14 protein-coding genes, 1 tRNA gene and 1 pseudogene are annotated in these 18,633 nt (G+C 69.7%); 13 read left to right on the top strand and 3 right to left on the bottom strand.

Annotation, left to right across the window (positions count from 1 at the left end; all coding sequences use genetic code 11):
* The first annotated feature begins 149 nt into the window (after positions 1-149).
* The 10 genes from ACGFU7_RS07455 (at position 150) to ACGFU7_RS07410 (ending at position 9,659) form a co-directional block, all read left to right on the top strand.
* Positions 150-1,274, top strand: coding sequence for a TIGR03364 family FAD-dependent oxidoreductase (locus ACGFU7_RS07455; protein WP_393693256.1), 1,125 nt, complete (start codon positions 150-152; stop codon positions 1,272-1,274).
* Positions 1,271-1,978, top strand: coding sequence for a phosphonatase-like hydrolase (locus ACGFU7_RS07450; protein ID WP_393693254.1), 708 nt, complete (start codon positions 1,271-1,273; stop codon positions 1,976-1,978). Before ACGFU7_RS07455 ends, ACGFU7_RS07450 begins: the two co-directional genes overlap by 4 nt.
* On the top strand, positions 1,975-3,054 hold the full coding sequence (locus ACGFU7_RS07445) for an ABC transporter ATP-binding protein (protein WP_393693252.1): 1,080 nt from the start codon (positions 1,975-1,977) through the stop codon (positions 3,052-3,054). The genes ACGFU7_RS07450 and ACGFU7_RS07445 overlap by 4 nt, the downstream gene beginning before the upstream one ends.
* On the top strand, positions 3,047-4,000 hold the full coding sequence (locus ACGFU7_RS07440) for a 2-aminoethylphosphonate ABC transporter permease subunit (RefSeq protein WP_393693250.1): 954 nt from the start codon (positions 3,047-3,049) through the stop codon (positions 3,998-4,000). Before ACGFU7_RS07445 ends, ACGFU7_RS07440 begins: the two co-directional genes overlap by 8 nt.
* Positions 3,987-4,784 (top strand): ABC transporter permease, encoded by a 798-nt coding sequence (locus tag ACGFU7_RS07435; RefSeq protein WP_393693248.1) that lies wholly within the window; start codon positions 3,987-3,989, stop codon positions 4,782-4,784. Before ACGFU7_RS07440 ends, ACGFU7_RS07435 begins: the two co-directional genes overlap by 14 nt.
* Positions 4,785-4,863: 79 nt before the next feature.
* Positions 4,864-5,925, top strand: a complete 1,062-nt coding sequence (locus ACGFU7_RS07430) for a 2-aminoethylphosphonate ABC transporter substrate-binding protein (RefSeq protein WP_393693246.1) — start codon at positions 4,864-4,866, stop codon at positions 5,923-5,925.
* 248 nt (positions 5,926-6,173) lie between these two features.
* On the top strand, positions 6,174-6,962 hold the full coding sequence (locus ACGFU7_RS07425; RefSeq protein WP_393693244.1) for an HAD-IIA family hydrolase: 789 nt from the start codon (positions 6,174-6,176) through the stop codon (positions 6,960-6,962).
* Between the two features lie 126 nt (positions 6,963-7,088).
* Positions 7,089-7,661, top strand: coding sequence for a hypothetical protein (locus ACGFU7_RS07420; protein ID WP_393693243.1), 573 nt, complete (start codon positions 7,089-7,091; stop codon positions 7,659-7,661).
* 1 nt (position 7,662) lies between these two features.
* Entirely contained in the window at positions 7,663-8,346 is a 684-nt protein-coding gene (locus ACGFU7_RS07415) for a class F sortase (RefSeq protein WP_393693241.1), read from the top strand.
* A 284-nt stretch (positions 8,347-8,630) separates the two neighbouring features.
* Positions 8,631-9,659: a glycoside hydrolase family 6 protein gene (locus tag ACGFU7_RS07410; RefSeq protein WP_393693562.1), complete on the top strand. Its 1,029-nt coding sequence runs from the start codon at positions 8,631-8,633 to the stop codon at positions 9,657-9,659.
* A 95-nt stretch (positions 9,660-9,754) separates the two neighbouring features.
* Here the strand turns inward: ACGFU7_RS07410 and ACGFU7_RS07405 are convergent, their stop codons facing one another.
* The 3 genes and pseudogenes from ACGFU7_RS07405 to ACGFU7_RS07395 form a co-directional block, all read right to left on the bottom strand.
* On the bottom strand, positions 9,755-11,689 hold the full coding sequence (locus tag ACGFU7_RS07405; protein ID WP_393693239.1) for a galactose oxidase-like domain-containing protein: 1,935 nt from the start codon (positions 11,687-11,689) through the stop codon (positions 9,755-9,757).
* Positions 11,689-13,494 (bottom strand): annotated as a pseudogene (locus ACGFU7_RS07400) (glycosyltransferase family 2 protein); the annotation flags it as partial. The gene ACGFU7_RS07405 and the pseudogene ACGFU7_RS07400, both read right to left, overlap by 1 nt.
* 436 nt (positions 13,495-13,930) lie before the next feature.
* A tRNA-Lys gene (locus tag ACGFU7_RS07395) sits at positions 13,931-14,004 on the bottom strand.
* Between the two features lie 185 nt (positions 14,005-14,189).
* On the opposite strand from ACGFU7_RS07395, the gene ACGFU7_RS07390 reads away from it, so the two are divergent.
* The 3 genes from ACGFU7_RS07390 (at position 14,190) to ACGFU7_RS07380 (ending at position 18,608) form a co-directional block, all read left to right on the top strand.
* Positions 14,190-15,635: a peptidoglycan-binding protein gene (locus ACGFU7_RS07390; protein ID WP_393693237.1), complete on the top strand. Its 1,446-nt coding sequence runs from the start codon at positions 14,190-14,192 to the stop codon at positions 15,633-15,635.
* 25 nt (positions 15,636-15,660) lie between these two features.
* Entirely contained in the window at positions 15,661-17,859 is a 2,199-nt protein-coding gene (locus tag ACGFU7_RS07385) for an SPFH domain-containing protein (RefSeq protein WP_393693236.1), read from the top strand.
* A 158-nt stretch (positions 17,860-18,017) separates the two neighbouring features.
* Entirely contained in the window at positions 18,018-18,608 is a 591-nt protein-coding gene (locus ACGFU7_RS07380; RefSeq protein WP_393693235.1) for a lytic polysaccharide monooxygenase, read from the top strand.
* Positions 18,609-18,633 lie beyond the last annotated feature (25 nt).

Raw genomic sequence — 18,633 nt, 5'->3', positions numbered from 1 at the left:
TGACGTAGACCCGACGGCGCGCGTACGGGGTTCCCCACCGGAATGCATAACGAGAAGATAACGGGTCTAGTCCAAGCTTGGGGTCCAGTTCACCCTCCCGTTGCCGTATCGATCCGTACGGGTCACCGGCCCCGAGGAGCGTAGCCGTCGTGAGAGTCATCGTCGTAGGAGCCGGCGTGGTGGGAACCATGCACGCCTGGCACGCAGTGAACCGCGGCCACGAGGTCGTACAGATCGAGCGCGAGAGTGAGGCGCGCGGGGCATCGCTCCGCAATTTCGGACAGATATGGGTCAGCGGCCGGGCCGGTGGCGAAGAGCTGGAGACCGCGCTGCGCGCCCGTGAGCTGTGGGAGGGCATCGGGGCCCGGGTCCCCGGCCTCGGGTTCCGGCCCTGCGGCTCGCTCACCCCGCTCCGTACCGAGCTGGAGACAGCCGTCGCGGAGGCGGCCGTCGCCCGCCCGGACGCGGCGGCCCGCGGCTACAAGCTGCTCACCGCCGACGAGGCCCGCGCGATCAACCCCGCGCTGCGCGGTGACTTCACCGCCGCCCTGTGGTGCGAGCGGGATGCGGCGGTCGAGCCGCGCACCGCCCAACTTGTGCTGAAGCAGGAGCTGTTGAAGTCCGGGCGGTATACGTACCTCGGTGGGCGTGAGGTCCGCGAGGTGGTGGGTACCGCTTCCGTCCGTGACGACCACGGCGATGTGCACACCGGTGACGCCGTGATCCTGGCCACCGGTGCCTGGCTCGGCGGACTCGTCCGCGAACTGGCCGGCCCCGATCTGCCGGTGCGCCGCGTCCGCCTCCAGATGATGCAGACCGACCCGCTCGGCGAGCCGCTCACCACCTCCGTCGCCGACGCCGACAGCTTCCGCTACTACCCGGCGTACCGGAGCGAGGCGCTGGACGCCCTCAACGCCGAGCAGGCGCAGGCGCCCACCGCCGCCGAGCACAGGATGCAGCTCCTGATGGTGCAGCGCCGCGACGGCGGACTGACCATCGGCGACACCCACGAGTACGAGCACCCCTTCTCCTTCGACACCGTCGAGGAGCCGTACGAGCACCTCACCGGAGTCGTCGAATCCTTCCTCGGCCGCCCACTGCCGAGGATCCGCCACCGCTGGGCCGGGGTCTACGCCCAGTGCACCGACACCAGCCGGGTCGTCCACCGCCAGCAGGTGCGAGACGGCGTCTGGCTGGTCACCGGACCGGGCGGCCGCGGCATGACCTGCTCGCCCGCCATCGCCGAAACGACCGCCAACGAACTGGGCTGGTGAAGAAGTTGACCCACAACGCCAAGCTGAATCTGATCGTCCTCGACATGGCCGGCACCACCGTCGCCGACGGCGGCCTCGTCGAGCAGGCGTTCTCCGCCGCGGCCGAGCGCCTCGGCGTGCAGCCCGGCTCCACCGACCACGCCGAGAAGCTCGACTACGTACGCGCCACCATGGGCGAGTCCAAGATCTCCGTCTTCCGCCACCTCTTCGGTGACGAGGCCAAGGCCCAGCAGGCCAACACCGCCTTCGAAGAGGCGTACGGGGAACTGGTCGACGGCGGCCGTATCGCGCCGATCCCCGGCGCCCGCGAGGCCATCGAGCGACTCAAGGGCGAAGGACGGACCGTGGTCCTGTCCACCGGCTTCGCCCGCACCACCCAGGACGCCATCCTGGCCGCGCTCGGCTGGCAGGACCTGGTCGCCCTGACCCTCTGCCCGGCCGACGCGGGCGGTCGCGGCCGCCCCTACCCCGACATGGTCCTCGCCGCGTTCCTGCGCACCGGCGCCGTCGACGGCGTCCAGCAGATCGTCGTCGCGGGCGACACCTCGTACGACATGCTCAGCGGCGTACGCTCCGGGGCCGGGCTCGTCGCGGGCGTGCTCACCGGCGCCCACGACAAGGACCAACTGACCCGCCACGGGGCCACGCAGGTGCTCGACTCGGTCGCCGAGCTGCCGGACCTCATCGCCCGGGCGGAAGCATGACCGGCGGGATCCGCTTCGATCGGGTCAGCGTCACGTACGGCGGGAACACCGTCCTCGACCGGCTCGATCTGACCGTCGAACCCGGCGAGGTCATGGCGCTGCTCGGGCCCTCCGGGTCCGGCAAGACCACCGCCCTGCGCGCCGTCGCCGGATTCGTCCAGCCCGCCTCGGGCCGGGTGTACCTCGGCGACCGCGATGTCACCGGACTGCCGCCGCACAAGCGCGGCATCGGCATGGTCGTCCAGCAGTACGCCCTCTTCCCGCACATGCGGGTCCAGGACAACGTCGCCTTCGGGCTCAAGGCCCGCAAGGTCGCGAAGGCCGAGATCCCCGCGCGGGTCGCCGAGGCCCTCGAACTCGTCGGCATGGCCGCCTACGCCGAGCGCTACCCGCGCGAACTCTCCGGCGGCCAGCAGCAGCGCGTCGCCATCGCCCGCGCGCTCGCCATCCGCCCCGGCGTCCTCCTGCTCGACGAACCGCTCTCCGCGCTCGACGCCCAGCTGCGCTCCGGAATGCTCGCCGAACTGGCGCGTCTGCACCGGGAGTTGCCGGACGTCTCCATCCTGTACGTCACCCACGACCAGGTCGAGGCGCTCACCCTCGCCGACCGGATCGCGGTCATGGACAAGGCGCGGCTGCAGGACTGCGGCACCCCGCAGGAGCTGTACCGCCGTCCGCGTACGGAGTTCACCGCGTCGTTCGTCGGCAACGCGAACCTGCTGCCGGTCACCGTCGCCGACGGCGCGGACACCGTCGACTTCGCGGGGCGCGCGCTCGACGTACCGACCGGCGAAGTGGCCGGCGGTGCCACCGCCACCCTGTGCGTCCGGCCCCACCTGGTCGGTCTCGGCGACGGGCCCAACGCACTGAGCGGCACCATCGCCGAGGTCCAGTGGCGGGGCTCCACACACCGGCTGTACGTCGACGTCGACGGACACCGGGTCAAGGCGGATCTTCGCGAGCTGCGTGAGACACCGGCGCTCGGTGACACGGTGACGTTGCACTTTGCTGCGGAGGACGCGGTGCTGCTGCCTGCGGGCACGGCAGCGGGAACCGGGGGAGGGGCGCATGCCTAGCGCAGCGACCGCGGACGTTCGTCCGGGACCGTCCGGCAGCCGCTCCGTCCTCAAGCGCCGGACAGGCCCGATTGCCGGCCCGCGCAAGCCGATCGAGGGCCCGGACCAGCAACAGGCGGGCGCCCGCCGCATCCCCCGCTTCGTCTGGGCGCTGCCGCCCGTCGCCGTTCTCGCGCTCGTCTTCCTCTACCCGCTGGCCCTCGTCGTTCAGCAGTCCGTCAGCCCGGACGAGGGCGGCACCTCGCTCGCCCCGTACGGTGACGTGTTCGCCTCCGAGTCGTTCCGTTCCGCGCTGACGACCACCGTCTGGCTCGCGGTCGGTTCGACGGCCGGATGTCTGGTGCTGGGTTTTGTCCTGGCCATGGTCATCGCGTTCGTGCCGTTCCCCGGAGGCAGGGCGGTCGCCAAGTTCATCGACGTCTTCCTCTCCTTCCCGTCGTTCCTGATCACGCTCGCCCTGCTGTTCATCTACGGCAATGCCGGCATGGCCAACGGCCTCTGGACGGACGTCACCGGGGCGTCGAGCGGGCCCTTCGACTTCCTCACCACCCCGTGGGGCGTGCTGCTCGCCGAGGTCACGTACTTCACCCCGTTCGTGATGCGCCCGCTGCTCGCCGCGTTCTCGCAGCTCGACACCGCGCAGCTGGAGGTGGCGTCCTCGCTGGGCGCGAAGCCGGCCCGGATCGTGCGGCAGGTGATCCTGCCCGAGGCGCTTCCCGCGCTCGCCGCGGGCGGCAGCCTCGTCCTCGTGATGTGTCTCAACGAGTTCGGCATCGTGCTGTTCACCGGGGCGAAAGGGGTCACGACCCTGCCGATGCTCGTCTACAGCAAGGCGATCCTGGAGTCCGACTACCCGGCCGCCTGTGTCGTCGCCGTCGTCAACATCGCGATCTCCGTGGGTCTCTACAGCCTGTATCGGATGGTGAGCCGTCGTGTTGGTGCATAGCCGTACGGGGAAGTGGGCCGCCCGGGCCGTGTTCTTCGTGCTCTTCGTCCCGCTGTTCGCGGTGCCGCTGCTGGTCGTCCTCGCCGCGTCGTTCACCACCAACTGGTCCGGCGCGTTCCCCTCGGGGCCGACCACCGAGCACTACGCGGCCGCGACCGGCGGCGACTCCCTCCAGGCCCTGACCACCAGCCTGATCACCGCCGTCAGCGCCAGTCTGCTCGCCCTCACCATCGGCTCCTGGGCCGCGCTCGCCGCCGCCTCGCTGCGCAGGCGCGGCAGGAGGTTCCTGGACGCGCTGTTCATGCTGCCGGTCGCCGTGCCGTCCGTCGTCGTCGGCCTCGCCGTGCTCGTCGCGTTCAGCAAACCGCCGATGCTGCTCAACGGGACGCGCTGGATCGTGATCCTGGCGCACACGATTCTTGTCACCGCGTTTGCCTATTCGTCGGTTTCGGCCGCAATAGTGCGTCTCGACCCGATGTACGAACAGGCGGCGGCCAGTCTCGGCGCCCGGCCCGGTTACGTCCTGTGGCGCATCAAGCTGCCGCTCCTGCTGCCGGCCCTCACGGCGGCCGCAGGGCTCTGCTTCGCGCTGTCCATGGGCGAGTTGAGCGCCACGATGATGCTCTACCCGCCGGACTGGACACCGCTCCCGGTGCAGATCTTCGCGGCCACCGACCGTGGCTCGCTGTTCACCGGAGCGGCCGTCGCCGTGGTCCTGATGGGGACGACGCTGCTCGTGCTGCTCGGCGTCTCCCGTATCCGCACCAGGGCCTCGTACCGCTGATCCATCGATCCGTCGATCTGCCGACACCCCGTACTGACTCCGGCCGGCTTCCGGCCGACATCCAGGAGATACGACTGCCATGCGCAAGAACCACCTCAAGCCCATAGCCGCCGTCACCGGCTGCCTCGCCCTCGCCGCCACTCTCTCCGCCTGCGGCGGCTCCTCGGCCGCCTCCGACGAGAAGGTCGTCACCGTCTACAGCGCCGACGGCCTCAAGGGCGAGAACGGCGACGGCTGGTACGACAAGGTGTTCAAGGACTTCGAGAAGAAGACCGGCATCAAGGTCAAGTACGTGGAGGGCGGCTCCGGCGAGATGGTGCAGCGTGCCGTCCGCGAGAAGTCCAACACCCAGGCCGATGTGCTGGTCACCCTGCCGCCGTTCATCCAGCAGGCCGACAGCAAGGGTCTCCTGACGGCATACGCGCCGGCCGGCTCCGACCAGGTCGACGGCGCCGACAAGGCATCCGACTCCAAGTGGACCTCCGTCGTCAACAACTACTTCGGCTTCATCCACAACAAGAAGGAGCTGAAGGCGGCGCCCACCACCTGGGAGGAGCTGCTCGACGGAAAGTTCAAGAACAAGATCCAGTACTCCACCCCCGGAGTCGCCGGTGACGGCACGGCCGTACTCATCAAGGCCATGCACGACTTCGGCGGCAAGGAGCCGGCGATGGAGTACCTGAAGAAGCTCCAGGCCAACAACGTCGGCCCGTCCGCCTCCACCGGCAAGCTCGCCCCCAAGGTCGACAAGGGTGAACTGCTCGCCGCCAACGGCGACGTCCAGATGAACTACGCACAGTCCAAGGACATGCCGAACCTCGGCATCTGGTTCCCCGCGAAGGCGGGCGGCAAGCCCACCACCTTCGCTCTGCCGTACGCGGCGGGCCTGGTCGACAAGGCCCCGCACAGCGCCAACGGCAAGAAGCTGCTCGACTTCATGCTCTCCGAGCAGGCCCAGAAGGACGTCAGCGCGGTCGGCGGCGGCTTCTCCGCCCGCAAGGACGTCGAGGCCACCGACGCCAACGCCATCGAGCTCGCCAAGCTGATCGACGGCGTGGAGGTCTTCGAGCCCGACTGGTCGGACATCGGCACCAACCTGGACACGTACGTCGAAGCCTGGAAGTCGGCCACCGGCAGCTGACCGCCGGCCGGCGATTCACCTTGAGGAAGCGGGATTTCGGCGGATCATCGCGTGAAGGTAACGGGTCTGGTCCGTCTCGGGGGCGGCCGCGGGTGATCAGGTACCGGTGATCCGCCACCGGGTGATTCGGTACCGGGCGTTCCGGCTGTACCGGCCGGCTGAACGGACGGCCTAAAATCGGGGATGTCGGCGCTGCACAACGCGGTGCCGCCGGCGTCCCCGCACACGGCGTACGGCAGGAGTCCCACATGGCAGAGCGCAAGCCGATCTCATCCTGGCTCACCGACATGGACGGAGTCCTGATCCATGAGGGGACGCCGATCCCCGGGGCGGATGCCTTCATCAAGCGGTTGCGTGACTCGGGGCTGCCCTTCCTGGTCCTCACGAACAACTCGATCTACACCGCCCGTGACCTCCACGCCCGCCTGCAGCGCATGGGTCTCGACGTGCCCGTGGAGAACATCTGGACCTCCGCCCTGGCCACCGCGCAGTTCCTGGACGACCAGCGGCCCGGCGGCACGGCGTACGTCATCGGCGAGGCCGGGCTCACCACCGCCCTGCACGACATCGGCTACGTCCTCACCGACCACGAACCGGACTACGTGGTCCTCGGCGAGACCCGTACGTACAGCTTCGAGGCGCTCACCAAGGCGATCCGGCTGATAAACGGCGGCGCCCGCTTCATCTGCACCAACCCGGACGAGACCGGGCCGTCCGCCGAGGGCCCGCTGCCCGCCACCGGGTCCGTCGCCGCCCTCATCACCAAGGCCACCGGCAAGGCCCCGTACTTCGCGGGCAAACCCAACCCGCTGATGATGCGCACCGGGCTCAACGCGATCGGCGCCCACTCCGAGTCCAGCGCCATGATCGGCGACCGGATGGACACCGATGTGCTGGCCGGCCTGGAGGCGGGGATGCAGACGTTCCTGGTCCTCACCGGGCTCACCACGGTCGCCGACATCGACAAGTACCCCTTCCGGCCGTCCACGGTCGTCGATTCCATCGCCGATCTGGTCGACCTCATCGACGCGGGCTGAGCCCGGCGGGGCACCGGCCCGACGGGGGCGGGGGAGGGCACCGGGCGGTCCTTGCCGGTCCGCCCCCGTGCTCCTGCGGATGCGAAAAGCCGGTGCAGGCGTGAACCTTCCATAAGGAGGTTCACGATGCGTTCGATACCCCTCACGTTCTGTGCCGCCGCGGTCGTCGCGGCGACCCTGGTGCCGGCTTCCGCCGCACTGGCCGACTCCGACTCGGACCCCGGGTCCGGCCAGACGGGCTCAGGCTCACACGCCACCCTCTCGGTGACCCCGCCCTCCGCCGCCCCGGGCGGCGAGGTGGCCCTGCGACTGGACGCCTGCGGGGGCAAAGAAGCCAAGGGCAACTCCGATGTCTTCGTCTCCGAGGCGCGCTTCTCGCCCGCCGCGGACGGGGGCCTCTTCGCGCAGGCCCGGATCAGCTCGGACGCCTCCCCGGGCGACTACGACATCCAGATCGTCTGCGCGGACGACAAAGGCACCAAGACGTCCGGCACGGTCACCGTCATCGACCGTGACCAGCCCACGCCCCTCGCCCCGGTCCGCGCGGGAGGCGGCGGCACCGCCGTCCTCACCGACCAGGAAGCCCATCAGGACGGCCCCGGCACCGTGCAAGCGGTGATCGGTCTGGCCCTGGCCGCCGTCGCGGTCGTCGCCGTTGCGTTCCGCAGCGTGCGCCGTCGCCGCCCGGCCGAGGACTGACATGTCCGACCCCGACCGCCCCGAGGGCCGCGGCAGGCTGCTCACCGGAGTGGCCTGGGCCGTCCTGCTGACGGGCCTGTGGCTCTGGGGCCGCGACATCACCGACGGCTCCGGCGCCAGCTCCGCCCCGACCACCGGCGACATCGCCGCGGTGGGGCGCCCGCTCGGCGTCCCGCTTCCCCCGCCGCACGACCCGATCGAGGGCGCCGCGCCGAAGCGGGTCGAGATCCCGTCGATCGGCATCAAGGCGCCCGTGGTCGCCCGTGGCCTGGACAAGGACGGGGCGATCGAACCACCGCCGTTCGACACTCCCCAGACCGTCGGCTGGTACGGCGACGGCACCGAGCCCGGCGCGAAGGGCCCCGCCCTCTTCGTCGGCCACGTCGACACCGAGACCAGACAGGCCGTCTTCTACGGGCTCAGCGCGGCCCGCCCCGGCGCCAAGGTCGAGGTGACCCGCGCGGACGGCACGGTCGCCGAATTCACCATCGACGACGTCCAGGTCTTCACCCGGGAACGCTTCAACGCCGACAAGGCCTACGGCCCCCGCAAGAACGGCCGCGCGGAACTCCGCCTGATCACCTGCGGCGGCACCTACGACCGGGCCTCGCAGTCGTACGACGCGAATGTGGTCGTCTCCGCCTACCTGACCGGCGAGAAGTCCGGGGGGAGCGACAGCGTCTGATGACGCCGGTATCCGGCCCGGCCGGCAGCCCGTTTCCCCCGGGGCGCCGGCCGGGCCGGTCCTCGACCGCGGTGGCCGGCTGCGGGAGTAGCCGGCGCCGACACGGGAGGCCAGGGGGCGGACCGTGCCCGACACTCTAGGGCGGCGAACCGCCCTGGCCCAGCGCTTTTCTGACGCACCGTCGGTAATCGGTCACTCTCGGCTTCCGGGGGAGTGGACAGAAGCCCTGTGCCAGGATGAAGGGGACGCGGCAGTGCACCGCCGTCGCACCCGAGGGGGAGTGGATGTACGGCAGTTACAACGGCCGGTCGGGCATGAGGCGGGCGAGTGCGGTGGCCGCGGTGGGGGCCGTTCTGCTGCTCGCGGGGTGCTCCTCCTCGTCCGGCTCCGGCGGCGCGGGAAAGGACTCCGGTGTCATCGCTCAGCGGCCCCGGGGCAGCGACCCGTACTGGGTCAACCCGGACGGGAAGGCGGCCAGGCAGGTCGCCGCGTACACCGAGGGCGGCGACGGCGAGAATGCCGGCCTGATCGAGAAGATCGCGCGGCAGCCCGTCGGGGAGTGGATCGGCCCGGACAATCCGGAGGCCGAGGTGAAGGGCTTCACGGAGGCGGCCGGGAAGGCCGGCCGGGAAGCGCTGCTGGTCCTCTACAACATCCCGCACCGCGACTGCGGGCAGTTCTCCAAGGGCGGCGCCGCCGACGGCCATGCGTACCGGGCCTGGCTGGAGAACGTCGCCAAGGGCATCGGTGACCGGCGCGCCACGGTGATCCTGGAGCCGGACGCGCTGCTGCACATGGTCGACGGGTGCACGCCGCAGGAGTTCCACGAAGAGCGGTACGACCTGCTGAAGGGGGCCGTCGAGCGGCTTGAGCAGCAGCCGGACACGCGCGTCTACATGGACGCCGGCAACGCCGGCTGGCGCACCCCCGACGCGCTCTTCCAGCCGCTCCGGCGGGCGGGCATCGGGGCGGCCGACGGATTCGCCGTCAATGTCTCCAACTTCCAGACCACGGCGGCCAGTACGGACTTCGGTAAGCGGCTCTCGGCGAAGATCGGCGACAAGCCGTTCGTCATCGACACCAGCCGCAACGGCAACGGCCCGTACAGCGGGGGCGCGCCCGAGGAGAACTGGTGCAACCCGCCCGGCCGCGCGCTCGGCGAGACGCCGACGACCGACACGGGGGACGAACTGGTCGACGCGTATCTCTGGGTCAAGCGGCCCGGCGAGTCCGACGGCGACTGCAAGGGCGGCCCGAAGGCGGGCGATTGGTGGCCCGAGTACGCGCTGGGGCTGGCCCGGGCGACGAAATAGGTGGCGCCGAAATAGGGCGAGCACGGTGCGGGGAGCCTCACGCACAGGGTGTGGGGCGCCCCGAATCACCGGACGCCCCGCCCCGAAACCCGTACCTACGGAACCTCGACCCACATCCCCTCGGACGGCATCCCCCCGCCGTCCGTCACGAACAGCATGTACCACCCCGACGGCACCAACGCCCGGTTCCCCGGCACCGTCACCGTGATCCCGCCCGGCGTCCTCTTCAGGCCCAGCGCCACCGACCGCTGGTCGGTGTCCGTGACATGGGTGACCGCACTCGGCCGCATCAGCTTCGCCGAAGTGATCCTCGACCCGTGCGCCGTCGTGAACCTGCCCGTACTGCCGCGCCGGATGCTCTTCGGACCGGCCGTCAGCTCAGGACGCGAATCGCGGTACAGATACGGCGGGGTGTAGATCTCGATGCGCTGCTCGAAGACGCCCGGCCGGGTGTTCGCCCGGTCCGCGTAGAGCGAGTCCGAGCCGAAGATCATGACACGGCCGTCGGGAAGGAGTACGGACCCCGAGTGGTAGTTGCGGCCCACCGCCGGGTCGGCGACCCGCTTGTACGTGTCCGTCCCCGGGTCGTACAGCCGGGCCTGCAGCACATTCGACCCGCCACGCCCGCGGTAGTCGCCCGAGCCACCGGTGACCAGCAGCGAGTCGTCGGGGAGCAGGGAGGCGCTCGGATAACGGGTGCCTTCCTCCAGCGAGGCGCCGTCCCGGAACCTCGGGGCGGGATCCTTCAGGTCGATCAGGCGTGACTTCGCACTCGACCTGTCGGACTCGCCGACCCCGCCACCGCCGATGACCATGAACTTCTCGTCCTGGGCCGGGGGCAGCCGTACCGTCGCCGAGGTCTCCATCTCGTCGGCGTCGCTCAGACCGGGGATCTTCCTGAAACTGTTCGTCGCCAGGTCCCAGATGCCGGGCTCGCGGCCGACATCGGCGGGGCCGTATCCGGCGTTCGAACCGGAGTAGAAGAGCTTCCCGTCGTTCAGCAGGAAGACCGAGGGGTACGTGGGGAACTTCCGGATGATGCCGGTGTACTGCCACTTCCTGGTCTTCGGGTCGTAGATCTCGTCCTTGCCGGGAACGATCTGCCCGATCTCGTCCAACCCGGAGAGGGCGAGGACCCTGCCGTCCTGGAGGGTGGTCAGTGTCGGGTACCAGCGAGCCTCGTTCATCGGGTCGACGGTGAGGTACTTCTCCGCCACCGGGTCGAACTCGAAGGCTTCCCGGATGCCCTGGAAGTCCTTCTTGTCGAGGGCGAGCTTCTGCGCGATTCCGTACACGTTCCGGGCATCGGAGCCGGTCAGGCCCGCGATCCGGTAGTTGTCCTCGGTGCCCGTCTCGTACTTCGTACCGGATTTCTGTGCCTCGACATAGATCCGGCCGAGGCCGGCGTCGTTGCGCAGGAACGCGCCGGTCCTCCGGTCGAAGACCTTGGTGGCCCTCTCGATCAGCACCGGGTCCTTGGAGACGAACGTCCTACCGTTCGCACCGCCCGTGAACCGGGTGCCGGCGGGCAGAGTGATCGGCTTGTCCGGGTCTTCGTTGTGGACGATCATCAGGCCGCCGGCCTTGGTGACATCGCCCTTGAGTTTCTCGTAACGCCTGGTGCCGCCGGCTATGAGCAGCTTGCCGTCGGGCAGCTGGGTGTGACCCGAGCAGAACATGTCCTTGGGTGTGGGTACGTTCTTGAATTCATCGGTCTTCGGGTTCCACAGCACCGAACGGAAGCTCTTCGCGTCGAAGTTCTTCCGGTTGTTGCCGGAGCCCGCGACGAGCAGCACCTTGCCGGTGTGCAGCAGCGCCGCGTGGATCGTATTGATCCGGTACTCGGAAGGGATGTCCAGGAAGTCCCAGTGGCCGTTCGCGGCCTTGTAGTCCGGCTTGTTGATCTTGTACTCGTGGTAGTGCTCGGTGCTGAAGCGGTACACCCACGGCCCGTTCGCTCCCGAGAGTGCCAGAACCGCCGCCGTAGTGATCGCCATGCGGCGGGTACGGAGGCTCGGACGGTACTTCATCGCTCACGTCCCCTTTCCGTGCGGACGGTGTACCGCCAGCCGAAGATCGGCGCCGCGGTGATCAACAACGCCATGGCGGCCCAGGTGAGCATCGCCGGATGGCTGTGTCCGAGTACGAAGGAGGCGGCTATGGAGCCGCCGAAGACCAGGATGAAGAAGAGGTGGGTCCGGAAGGTGCCGAAGAGGGTGTCCGGACTGGACGAGTCGCCCTTGGGCGTCACCACGAACGAGCTCTTGCGGCGCAGCACGGCATCCAGCAGTGAGCGTGCGTAGATCGGGGCGGAGAACGCGGACATCATCATGCCGGCCAGACCACCGGAGCCCTCGGGCTCGTGCGGCGAGACATTGTGCCGCCGGTTCCAGATGTACAGGCCGATCTGGAGCGCCGAGGCATTGCCGTACAGCATCATCCAGACGGTCGGGTCGATCTGCACACCCGAGGCGCCCATCCCCAGGAACAGCGCACAACTCAGCGCCGCGAGGATCCAGTTCAGGGCGGACATCGGGTAGAAGATGATCATCATGGTGTAGTTGAAGAGTTTGCCGAGGGGGAGCGTCCCGATTCCTCTCCAGTACTGCTTGATGATCGTCTCGTACGTCCCCCGCGACCAGCGCAGCTGCTGGGTGAAGAAGTCCGTCCACGCGGTCGGGCCCTCGCCGACGGCCAGCACGTCCGGGGTGTAGACCGAGCGCCACTTGCGGCCGGTCCGCGGATTGCGGGCGCGGTGCATCTCGAAGCCGGTCGCCATGTCCTCGGTGATCGAGTCGTACAGACCGCCGATCTGCTTGAGGGCCGAGATCCGCACCGCGTTGCTGGTGCCGACGAACATCGGGGCGCCGTAGCGGTTGCCCGCGCGCTGGATCAGCGCGTGGAAGAGGAACTGCTGGGACTCGGCGGCCTTCGTGACGAAGGTGTCGTAGTTGCCGTAGACCTGCGGGCCGATGACGAAGCCGACGTCCGGGTCGCGGAAGTAGCCGAGCATCCGCTCCAGATAGTTGGGCAGCGGTACGTGATCGGTGTCGACGGAGGCGAAGAAGTCGTACTCGCCGCCGTGCGCGTCCAGCCAGGCGTTGTAGTTGCCGTGCTTGGTCCTCGCGCGGTGCGTGCCCTCGGCCCGGTTCCAGTGCGCGACGCCCTTGCGGGTGAAGTGGTGCACCCCGAGCCGGGCGCAGACCTCCTTCACCGCCGGGTCGTCGCCCTCGTCGAGCAGCCAGACGTGCACCATCCCGCGGTGCCGGATGCGGACCGCGGCTTCGAGGGTCCTCGTCACCATGGCCAGAGGCTCCTTGCCCGGGACGAAGGAGGTGAGGAAGGCGACCCGGGTGCCGGTCTCCGGCACGACCGGGACCGGGTCGCGTGCGACCAGCGTCGCGTGCGCGTTCGACAGGACGTTCAGTGTGCGGAAGAGCTCGATCAGGCCGATCGAGACCAGCATGACGATGTCGAGGACCAGCAGCGTGTCGTTCTTGAGGTCCGGGTCGCGCCGCGTCCAGTGATCCGGCTGCATGAGCCAGGCGAACAGGCCGAGCGAGACGAGGGGCGCGGCGCCCAGCAGGAGCGCCGCGCGGATTCTGTGCGGTTCCTGCGAGAGCAGCGAGCGGTACTGCACCCGGTACGGTCGGCCCGGATCGGGCCGGGTCAGTGGCCCGGCGAGCCGGCTGTAGTGCTCGTAGTCGTAACGGGGCAACGCATTCTTCGGGCGCCGTCGTTGTTCCCCGGTTCTCGGCTGCGCCGGTATCCGGAGCTGAGCGGTCCGGGAAGGGTCGTTGTTCTGCTGCCGGGCGCCTGTCGGCGTCGACGTCATGGGCCATCCCCCTGCACGCATGGTCAGTGCGTGACTGGTCGGTCGTCTCGGCCACGGCGATTCCCCGTCGGTCGTCGCGGACGACATCAATGGCGGGCCGCCTTCCGCTCAGACACGGAACGGCGCCCTTCCGGCTGTCTGATGCCTCCCCGACATCTGTCCCTGAGCGGGGCCCCCACCCCACGTAGCGGACAACCGGAACTTCCTCCTCTGCATCCCCCAACTGCACGGCCCATCAGCCTGGTTGGAACTGATGACCTCTAGACAGGTTGTCCGACCCCGGTCCCGATCGCAAGGGTGAAACGGGTGGGTTACCAGTCATACGTACGATTTGCGGAACCCTTGCCGAGAGGGTGCGCGGAGGCGTATTCGAGGGGGTCTGGTTCATGAACGAACAAGGCCCCCTCACGTGTAGTGAGGGGGCCTTGACTCTGCGTGCGCCGCCAGGGACTCGAACCCCGGACCCGCTGATTAAGAGTCAGCTGCTCTAACCAACTGAGCTAGCGGCGCCTGCTGACCTGGAGAACTCTACCCGAAGGTGAGATGTGCTCCTGACCATTTCCCGCCCCATCACGGCCTGTCGGATGGTCGTTTTTTCTCTTCTGTCCGTCAAAATGCGATATGTCAGGAGAGTTGAGACACTGGCCCCCGTGCAGATGCGCCCAAAGATCTTGACGAGTGCGGAGGGGAATCGCATGACTGTGCCGGCTTTCGAGGAGTACGTACCCGCCAGCGACTGCACCTGTGCGGGGTGCGCCGCACAACGGCGCACCGCCGCCAGTGCCTTGCCCATGCGGTACGGAGGTCATCCGGCCGCACATGGCGCGCGCCGCGCGCTGGTGCTGGTCACCGCGGCCGGAGTGGTGCTGGGCGCCGGCGCGGCCGAGGCGGCGAGCACGCCGGGCGACCGGGCGACGGAGGCGACCGGAGCCGCTCGTACGGACAAGACGACGGTGTCGGCGGACCCGGCGGACCCGGTGGACCCGCTGGATTTGGCGGACCCGGAGGACCCGGCGGACCCGGAGACTCCGGCAGACGATGGCGACCCGCTCACCCCGGCCGACCCGGATCCGGACAGTCCGCAGGGCGGGCCGGGGCCGCTGCAGGGCACGGGGGCCTCGGGGCCGCCCTCGTCCACCGGGACCACGCTGCGCAAGACCAGCCGGGCCGCGATCATCAACCGCGCGAAGAAGTGGGTGTCCGCGCAGGTTCCGTACAGCATGAGCAAGTACTGGCCCGACGGTTACCGGCAGGACTGCTCCGGCTATGTGTCGATGGCCTGGAACCTGACCGGCAACGAGTGGACCGGCAGCCTCGCCAAGTACGGGCAGCGGATCACGCGGGAGAAGCTGCAGCCCGGCGACATCCTGCTCTTCCACAATCCGGCCAACCCCTCGAAGGGCTCGCACGTCACGATCTTCGGCGGCTGGACCGACTACACGCACACCCACTACACGGCGTACGAGCAGACGAAGCCGCACACCCGCAAGCAGACGACGCCCATGGCGTACTGGACCAACTCCGGCAACTACGTCGCGTACCGCTACAAGGGTCTCGGCAGCGGCAGCAGCGGCAGCAGCGGAAGCAGTGGCAGCGGGGGCGGTCTGTCGACGACGGCGTTCCCCGGCGCCGGGAAGTTCGGCCCCGGCACCAGCAACAAGTACGTCACCCAGCTCGGGAAGATGCTCGTGGACCGGGGCGGCAAGCGCTTCTACAAGGTCGGCCCCGGGCCGGGCTGGGGCGACGCCGACCGGCGCGCGACCCGGGCGTTCCAGAAGGCCCAGGGCTGGAAGGGCAAGGAGGCGGACGGCATCCCCGGCCCCGACACCTGGCATCTCCTGGTCAATGGGACGGGCCGCGGCATCCCCGCCGCCGGAAGCGGCCAGGGTGGTTCGAACTCGGCTTCGAAGTTCCCCGGGCGGGGCTATTTCCGGCCCGGTCGGTCAAACAGCCATATCGACAAGCTCGGCAAGCAGTTGGTGAAGAAGGGATACGGCAAGCACTACCTGTCGGGACCGGGGCCCCGGTGGACCGAGGCGGACCGGCGCAATGTCGAGGCTTTCCAGCGGGCCCAGGGCTGGCGGGACGGAGCGGCCGACGGCTACCCCGGTCCGGAGACCTGGCGGCGACTCTTCGCGTGACAAAACGGACATGACGGAGGCGGGAATGGGATCCACGGTGTCGGACAGCTCCGGAACCCCGGAGAACGGGAGGGAACGGGAAGGGGAGCGGGAACGGGAGCGGTCACGGGAGCAGGAGCAGGAGCAGGAGCAGGAGCGGGAACGGGAGCGGTCACGGGAGCAGGCGCAGATGCCGGTGCGGGCGTGGGGTCCGGACCGGGTGAAGGCGCACGACGGGGCGGGGGGCCCGGGTTCGGTTTCGGGCCCGGGTTCGGCGAACGGCGTGGGCCCGGGTTCGGCTTCGAGCTCGGGGTCGGTTTCGGGTTCGGCGAACGGCGTGGGCCAGGGCTCGGATTCGGGTTCGGGTTCGGGGAACGGTGTGGGCCCTGGGGCGGGTCCGGGGTTCGCCTCGGGCGTGGAGCCGGGTGCCGGTCCGGAGTCGGTGGTCGACCTTGTGCTCGATCTGGTCCCGGGTGAGGGCATGGACTCCGCGACCCTCGGCGCGACCTCGGCCTCGGTATCGGTCCCGGCAGCGGTGCCGGGCACCGCAACCGTCCCGGACCCGGTGCCGGACGTCGTGCCTGTTCCGGTAGCGGCGCCAGGCACCGCACCTGTCCAGGACCTGGTGCCGGACGTCGTGTCTGTTCCGGTAGCGGTGCCGGGCACCGCACCTGTCCCGGACCCGGTGCCGGACGTCGTGTCTGTTCCGGTAGCGGTGCCGGGCACCGCACCTGTCCCGGACCCGGTGCCGGACGTCGTGTCTGTTCCGGTAGCGGTGCCGGGCACCGCACCTGTCCCGGACCCGGTGCCGGACGTCGTGTCTGTTCCGGCAGAGGCGCCGGGCACCGCAACCGTCCCGGACCCGGTGCCGGACGTCGTGCCTGTTCCGGTAGCGGCGCCAGGCACCGCACCTGTCCAGGACCCGGTGCCGGACGTCGTCGCGCCCGTCTCGGCCCTGGCCGGCCACCGCACCGGGTCCGGTTCCGACGCCCGGCCCCCGTCCCCGCCTCCGCCTCCGTCCCCACCCCCGCCCTCGCACCCCGTCGCCCCCGACGCCGTCTTCGACTCCCTCCCCGTCGCCGGGGGCGACGGGGCCGGGCAGGCCGGTGACGCCCCGTGGGGGGCCAGGCGTCATCACTCGGTCATCGCCAATGAGCAGACCGCCACCATCCCCGTACACCTGCTCTTCCGTGAGGACCCCGAGGACACCGACGCGGCCGCGCTCCCCGCCGGTGTGGTGCGGCGGGGGACCGGCGCTGACCAGCCGGCGGCGGGGGTGCGGCGGCCGCCCGTGCCGAAGGGGCCGCAGGTGCAGCCTTCGACGCGGCCGGCACCGGTCGGTGATCCATGGCTTGCGGAACGTTCGGGGCCCGCGCTGCCCGCCTGGGTGGCGCTGCTCGCCGGGCCGGCCGGGATCGCCGCCGGTGGCGCTGTCCTCTGGTGGGTCGGCGCGCTGCCCGCCGCCGCGCTCGCCCGGTTCGGGATCGGCGCGCGTCCCTACGACGGGATCGGTCTCGGCGCCTGGGCGGCGCTCGCCGCGCTGGTGACAGCGGTGCTCTTCGCGCTCGGCGGTCTGAGCCGCGGACGGGTCGGGTACGCCTGGGTGCTGACGCTGTTCGGCGAGTACCGGGGGAGTGTGCGGCGGACCGGGCTGATGTGGATCAGTCCGCTGCTGCTGCGTCGCCGGGTCGACGTACGCCTGCGGCACTGGCGCAGCGAACCGCTCCCCGCCGTGGACGCCAACGGTACGGCGCTGCGCGTCGTTGTCCTCGTCGTCTGGCGGATCAAGGACACCGCACGGGCGGCGCTCGGGGTCGCGGACCACGAGGCGTATCTGCGCGAGCAGGTCGAGGCGGCAATGGCCCGGGTCCTCTCGCAGCTGCCCGCCGACGCCTTCCACGAGGACGCGCACACCCTGCGCAACGCGGAGGCGGTCGGTGATGCGCTGACCCGGATGCTGAAGGCGGACTGCGAGCCCGTCGGCATCGAGGTGTACTCGGCGCAGCCGACCGGAATCGAGTACGCGCCGGAGATCGCTGCGGCCATGCAGCGTCGCCGGATCGCCGCCATCGACGCCAAGCACCGTGACAGTGTGCTGACTTCGGTGGTTGACGCGGTGGACGACACTGTCAACCGGCTGACCGCGCGGGGGCTCGTGGAGCTGGACGACTACGAACGGAAGTCGCTGGTCAAGGACTTGACGGTGGCCTTCTACACCGGACGCAGTGGCGGGGAGGGTGCCTGAGGGCCTCGGGGGACGCTCCCGCGGCGAAGCGGAATCCAACTCCCATTGGTCTGGACATGTTCATGTCTCGTCAATAATCTAAGGCTTGGTCTAGACCGCAGCATGTGCGCGCAGCAGGACTCATGGAACCTCCCCCACGTTCTTGAGGAGCGACAGCAATGCGTAAAAGGGCAAGTGCGGCCGTAGTCGGCCTGGCGATAGCGGGCGTCTCGATGTTCGCGACGAGCAGTGCCGGCAGTCACGGCTACACCGACAACCCCATCAGCCGCCAGAAGCTCTGCGCCAACGGCACGGTGACGGACTGCGGCAACATCCAGTGGGAGCCGCAGAGCGTCGAGGGCCCCAAGGGCTTCCCGGCGGCAGGTCCGGCCGACGGCCAGATCTGCTCCGGCGGTCACTCCGAGTTCGCCCAGCTCGACGACCCGCGCGGCGGCAACTGGCCCGCCACCAATGTCACCGCGGGCCAGGGCTTCAGCTTCCGCTGGCAGTTCACCGCGCGCCACGCGACGACGGACTTCCGCTACTACATCACCAAGAACGGCTGGGACCCCACCAAGCCCCTCACCAGGTCCGACCTGGAGCCGCAGCCCTTCATGACAGTGCCGTACGGCGGTCAGCAGCCCCCGGCGACCCTGACCCAGCAGGGCACCATCCCCACCCAGAAGACCGGGAAGCACATCATCCTGAGCGTCTGGACCATCGCGGACACGGCGAACGCGTTCTATGCGTGCTCCGATGTTCAGTTCTGACGTGTAGTCGGTTACCGTGCGGCGC

It is taken from the genome of Streptomyces sp. NPDC048473 (assembly GCF_043200155.1).
Lineage (GTDB): Bacteria > Actinomycetota > Actinomycetes > Streptomycetales > Streptomycetaceae > Streptomyces.
This window is presented reverse-complemented; position numbering and strand designations above follow the sequence as displayed.

Excerpts from the sequence above, each read along its gene's own strand:
- ACGFU7_RS07445 (WP_393693252.1), top strand. The coding sequence starts at position 1,975 with ATGACCGGCGGGATCCGCTTCGATCGGGTCAGCGTCACGTACGGCGGG.
- ACGFU7_RS07440 (WP_393693250.1), top strand. The coding sequence starts at position 3,047 with ATGCCTAGCGCAGCGACCGCGGACGTTCGTCCGGGACCGTCCGGCAGC.
- ACGFU7_RS07430 (WP_393693246.1), top strand. The coding sequence starts at position 4,864 with ATGCGCAAGAACCACCTCAAGCCCATAGCCGCCGTCACCGGCTGCCTC.
- ACGFU7_RS07425 (WP_393693244.1), top strand. The coding sequence starts at position 6,174 with ATGGCAGAGCGCAAGCCGATCTCATCCTGGCTCACCGACATGGACGGA.
- ACGFU7_RS07420 (WP_393693243.1), top strand. The coding sequence starts at position 7,089 with ATGCGTTCGATACCCCTCACGTTCTGTGCCGCCGCGGTCGTCGCGGCG.
- ACGFU7_RS07415 (WP_393693241.1), top strand. The coding sequence starts at position 7,663 with ATGTCCGACCCCGACCGCCCCGAGGGCCGCGGCAGGCTGCTCACCGGA.
- ACGFU7_RS07410 (WP_393693562.1), top strand. The coding sequence starts at position 8,631 with ATGTACGGCAGTTACAACGGCCGGTCGGGCATGAGGCGGGCGAGTGCG.
- ACGFU7_RS07405 (WP_393693239.1), bottom strand. The coding sequence starts at position 11,689 with ATGAAGTACCGTCCGAGCCTCCGTACCCGCCGCATGGCGATCACTACG.
- ACGFU7_RS07390 (WP_393693237.1), top strand. The coding sequence starts at position 14,190 with ATGACTGTGCCGGCTTTCGAGGAGTACGTACCCGCCAGCGACTGCACC.
- ACGFU7_RS07385 (WP_393693236.1), top strand. The coding sequence starts at position 15,661 with ATGGGATCCACGGTGTCGGACAGCTCCGGAACCCCGGAGAACGGGAGG.
- ACGFU7_RS07380 (WP_393693235.1), top strand. The coding sequence starts at position 18,018 with ATGCGTAAAAGGGCAAGTGCGGCCGTAGTCGGCCTGGCGATAGCGGGC.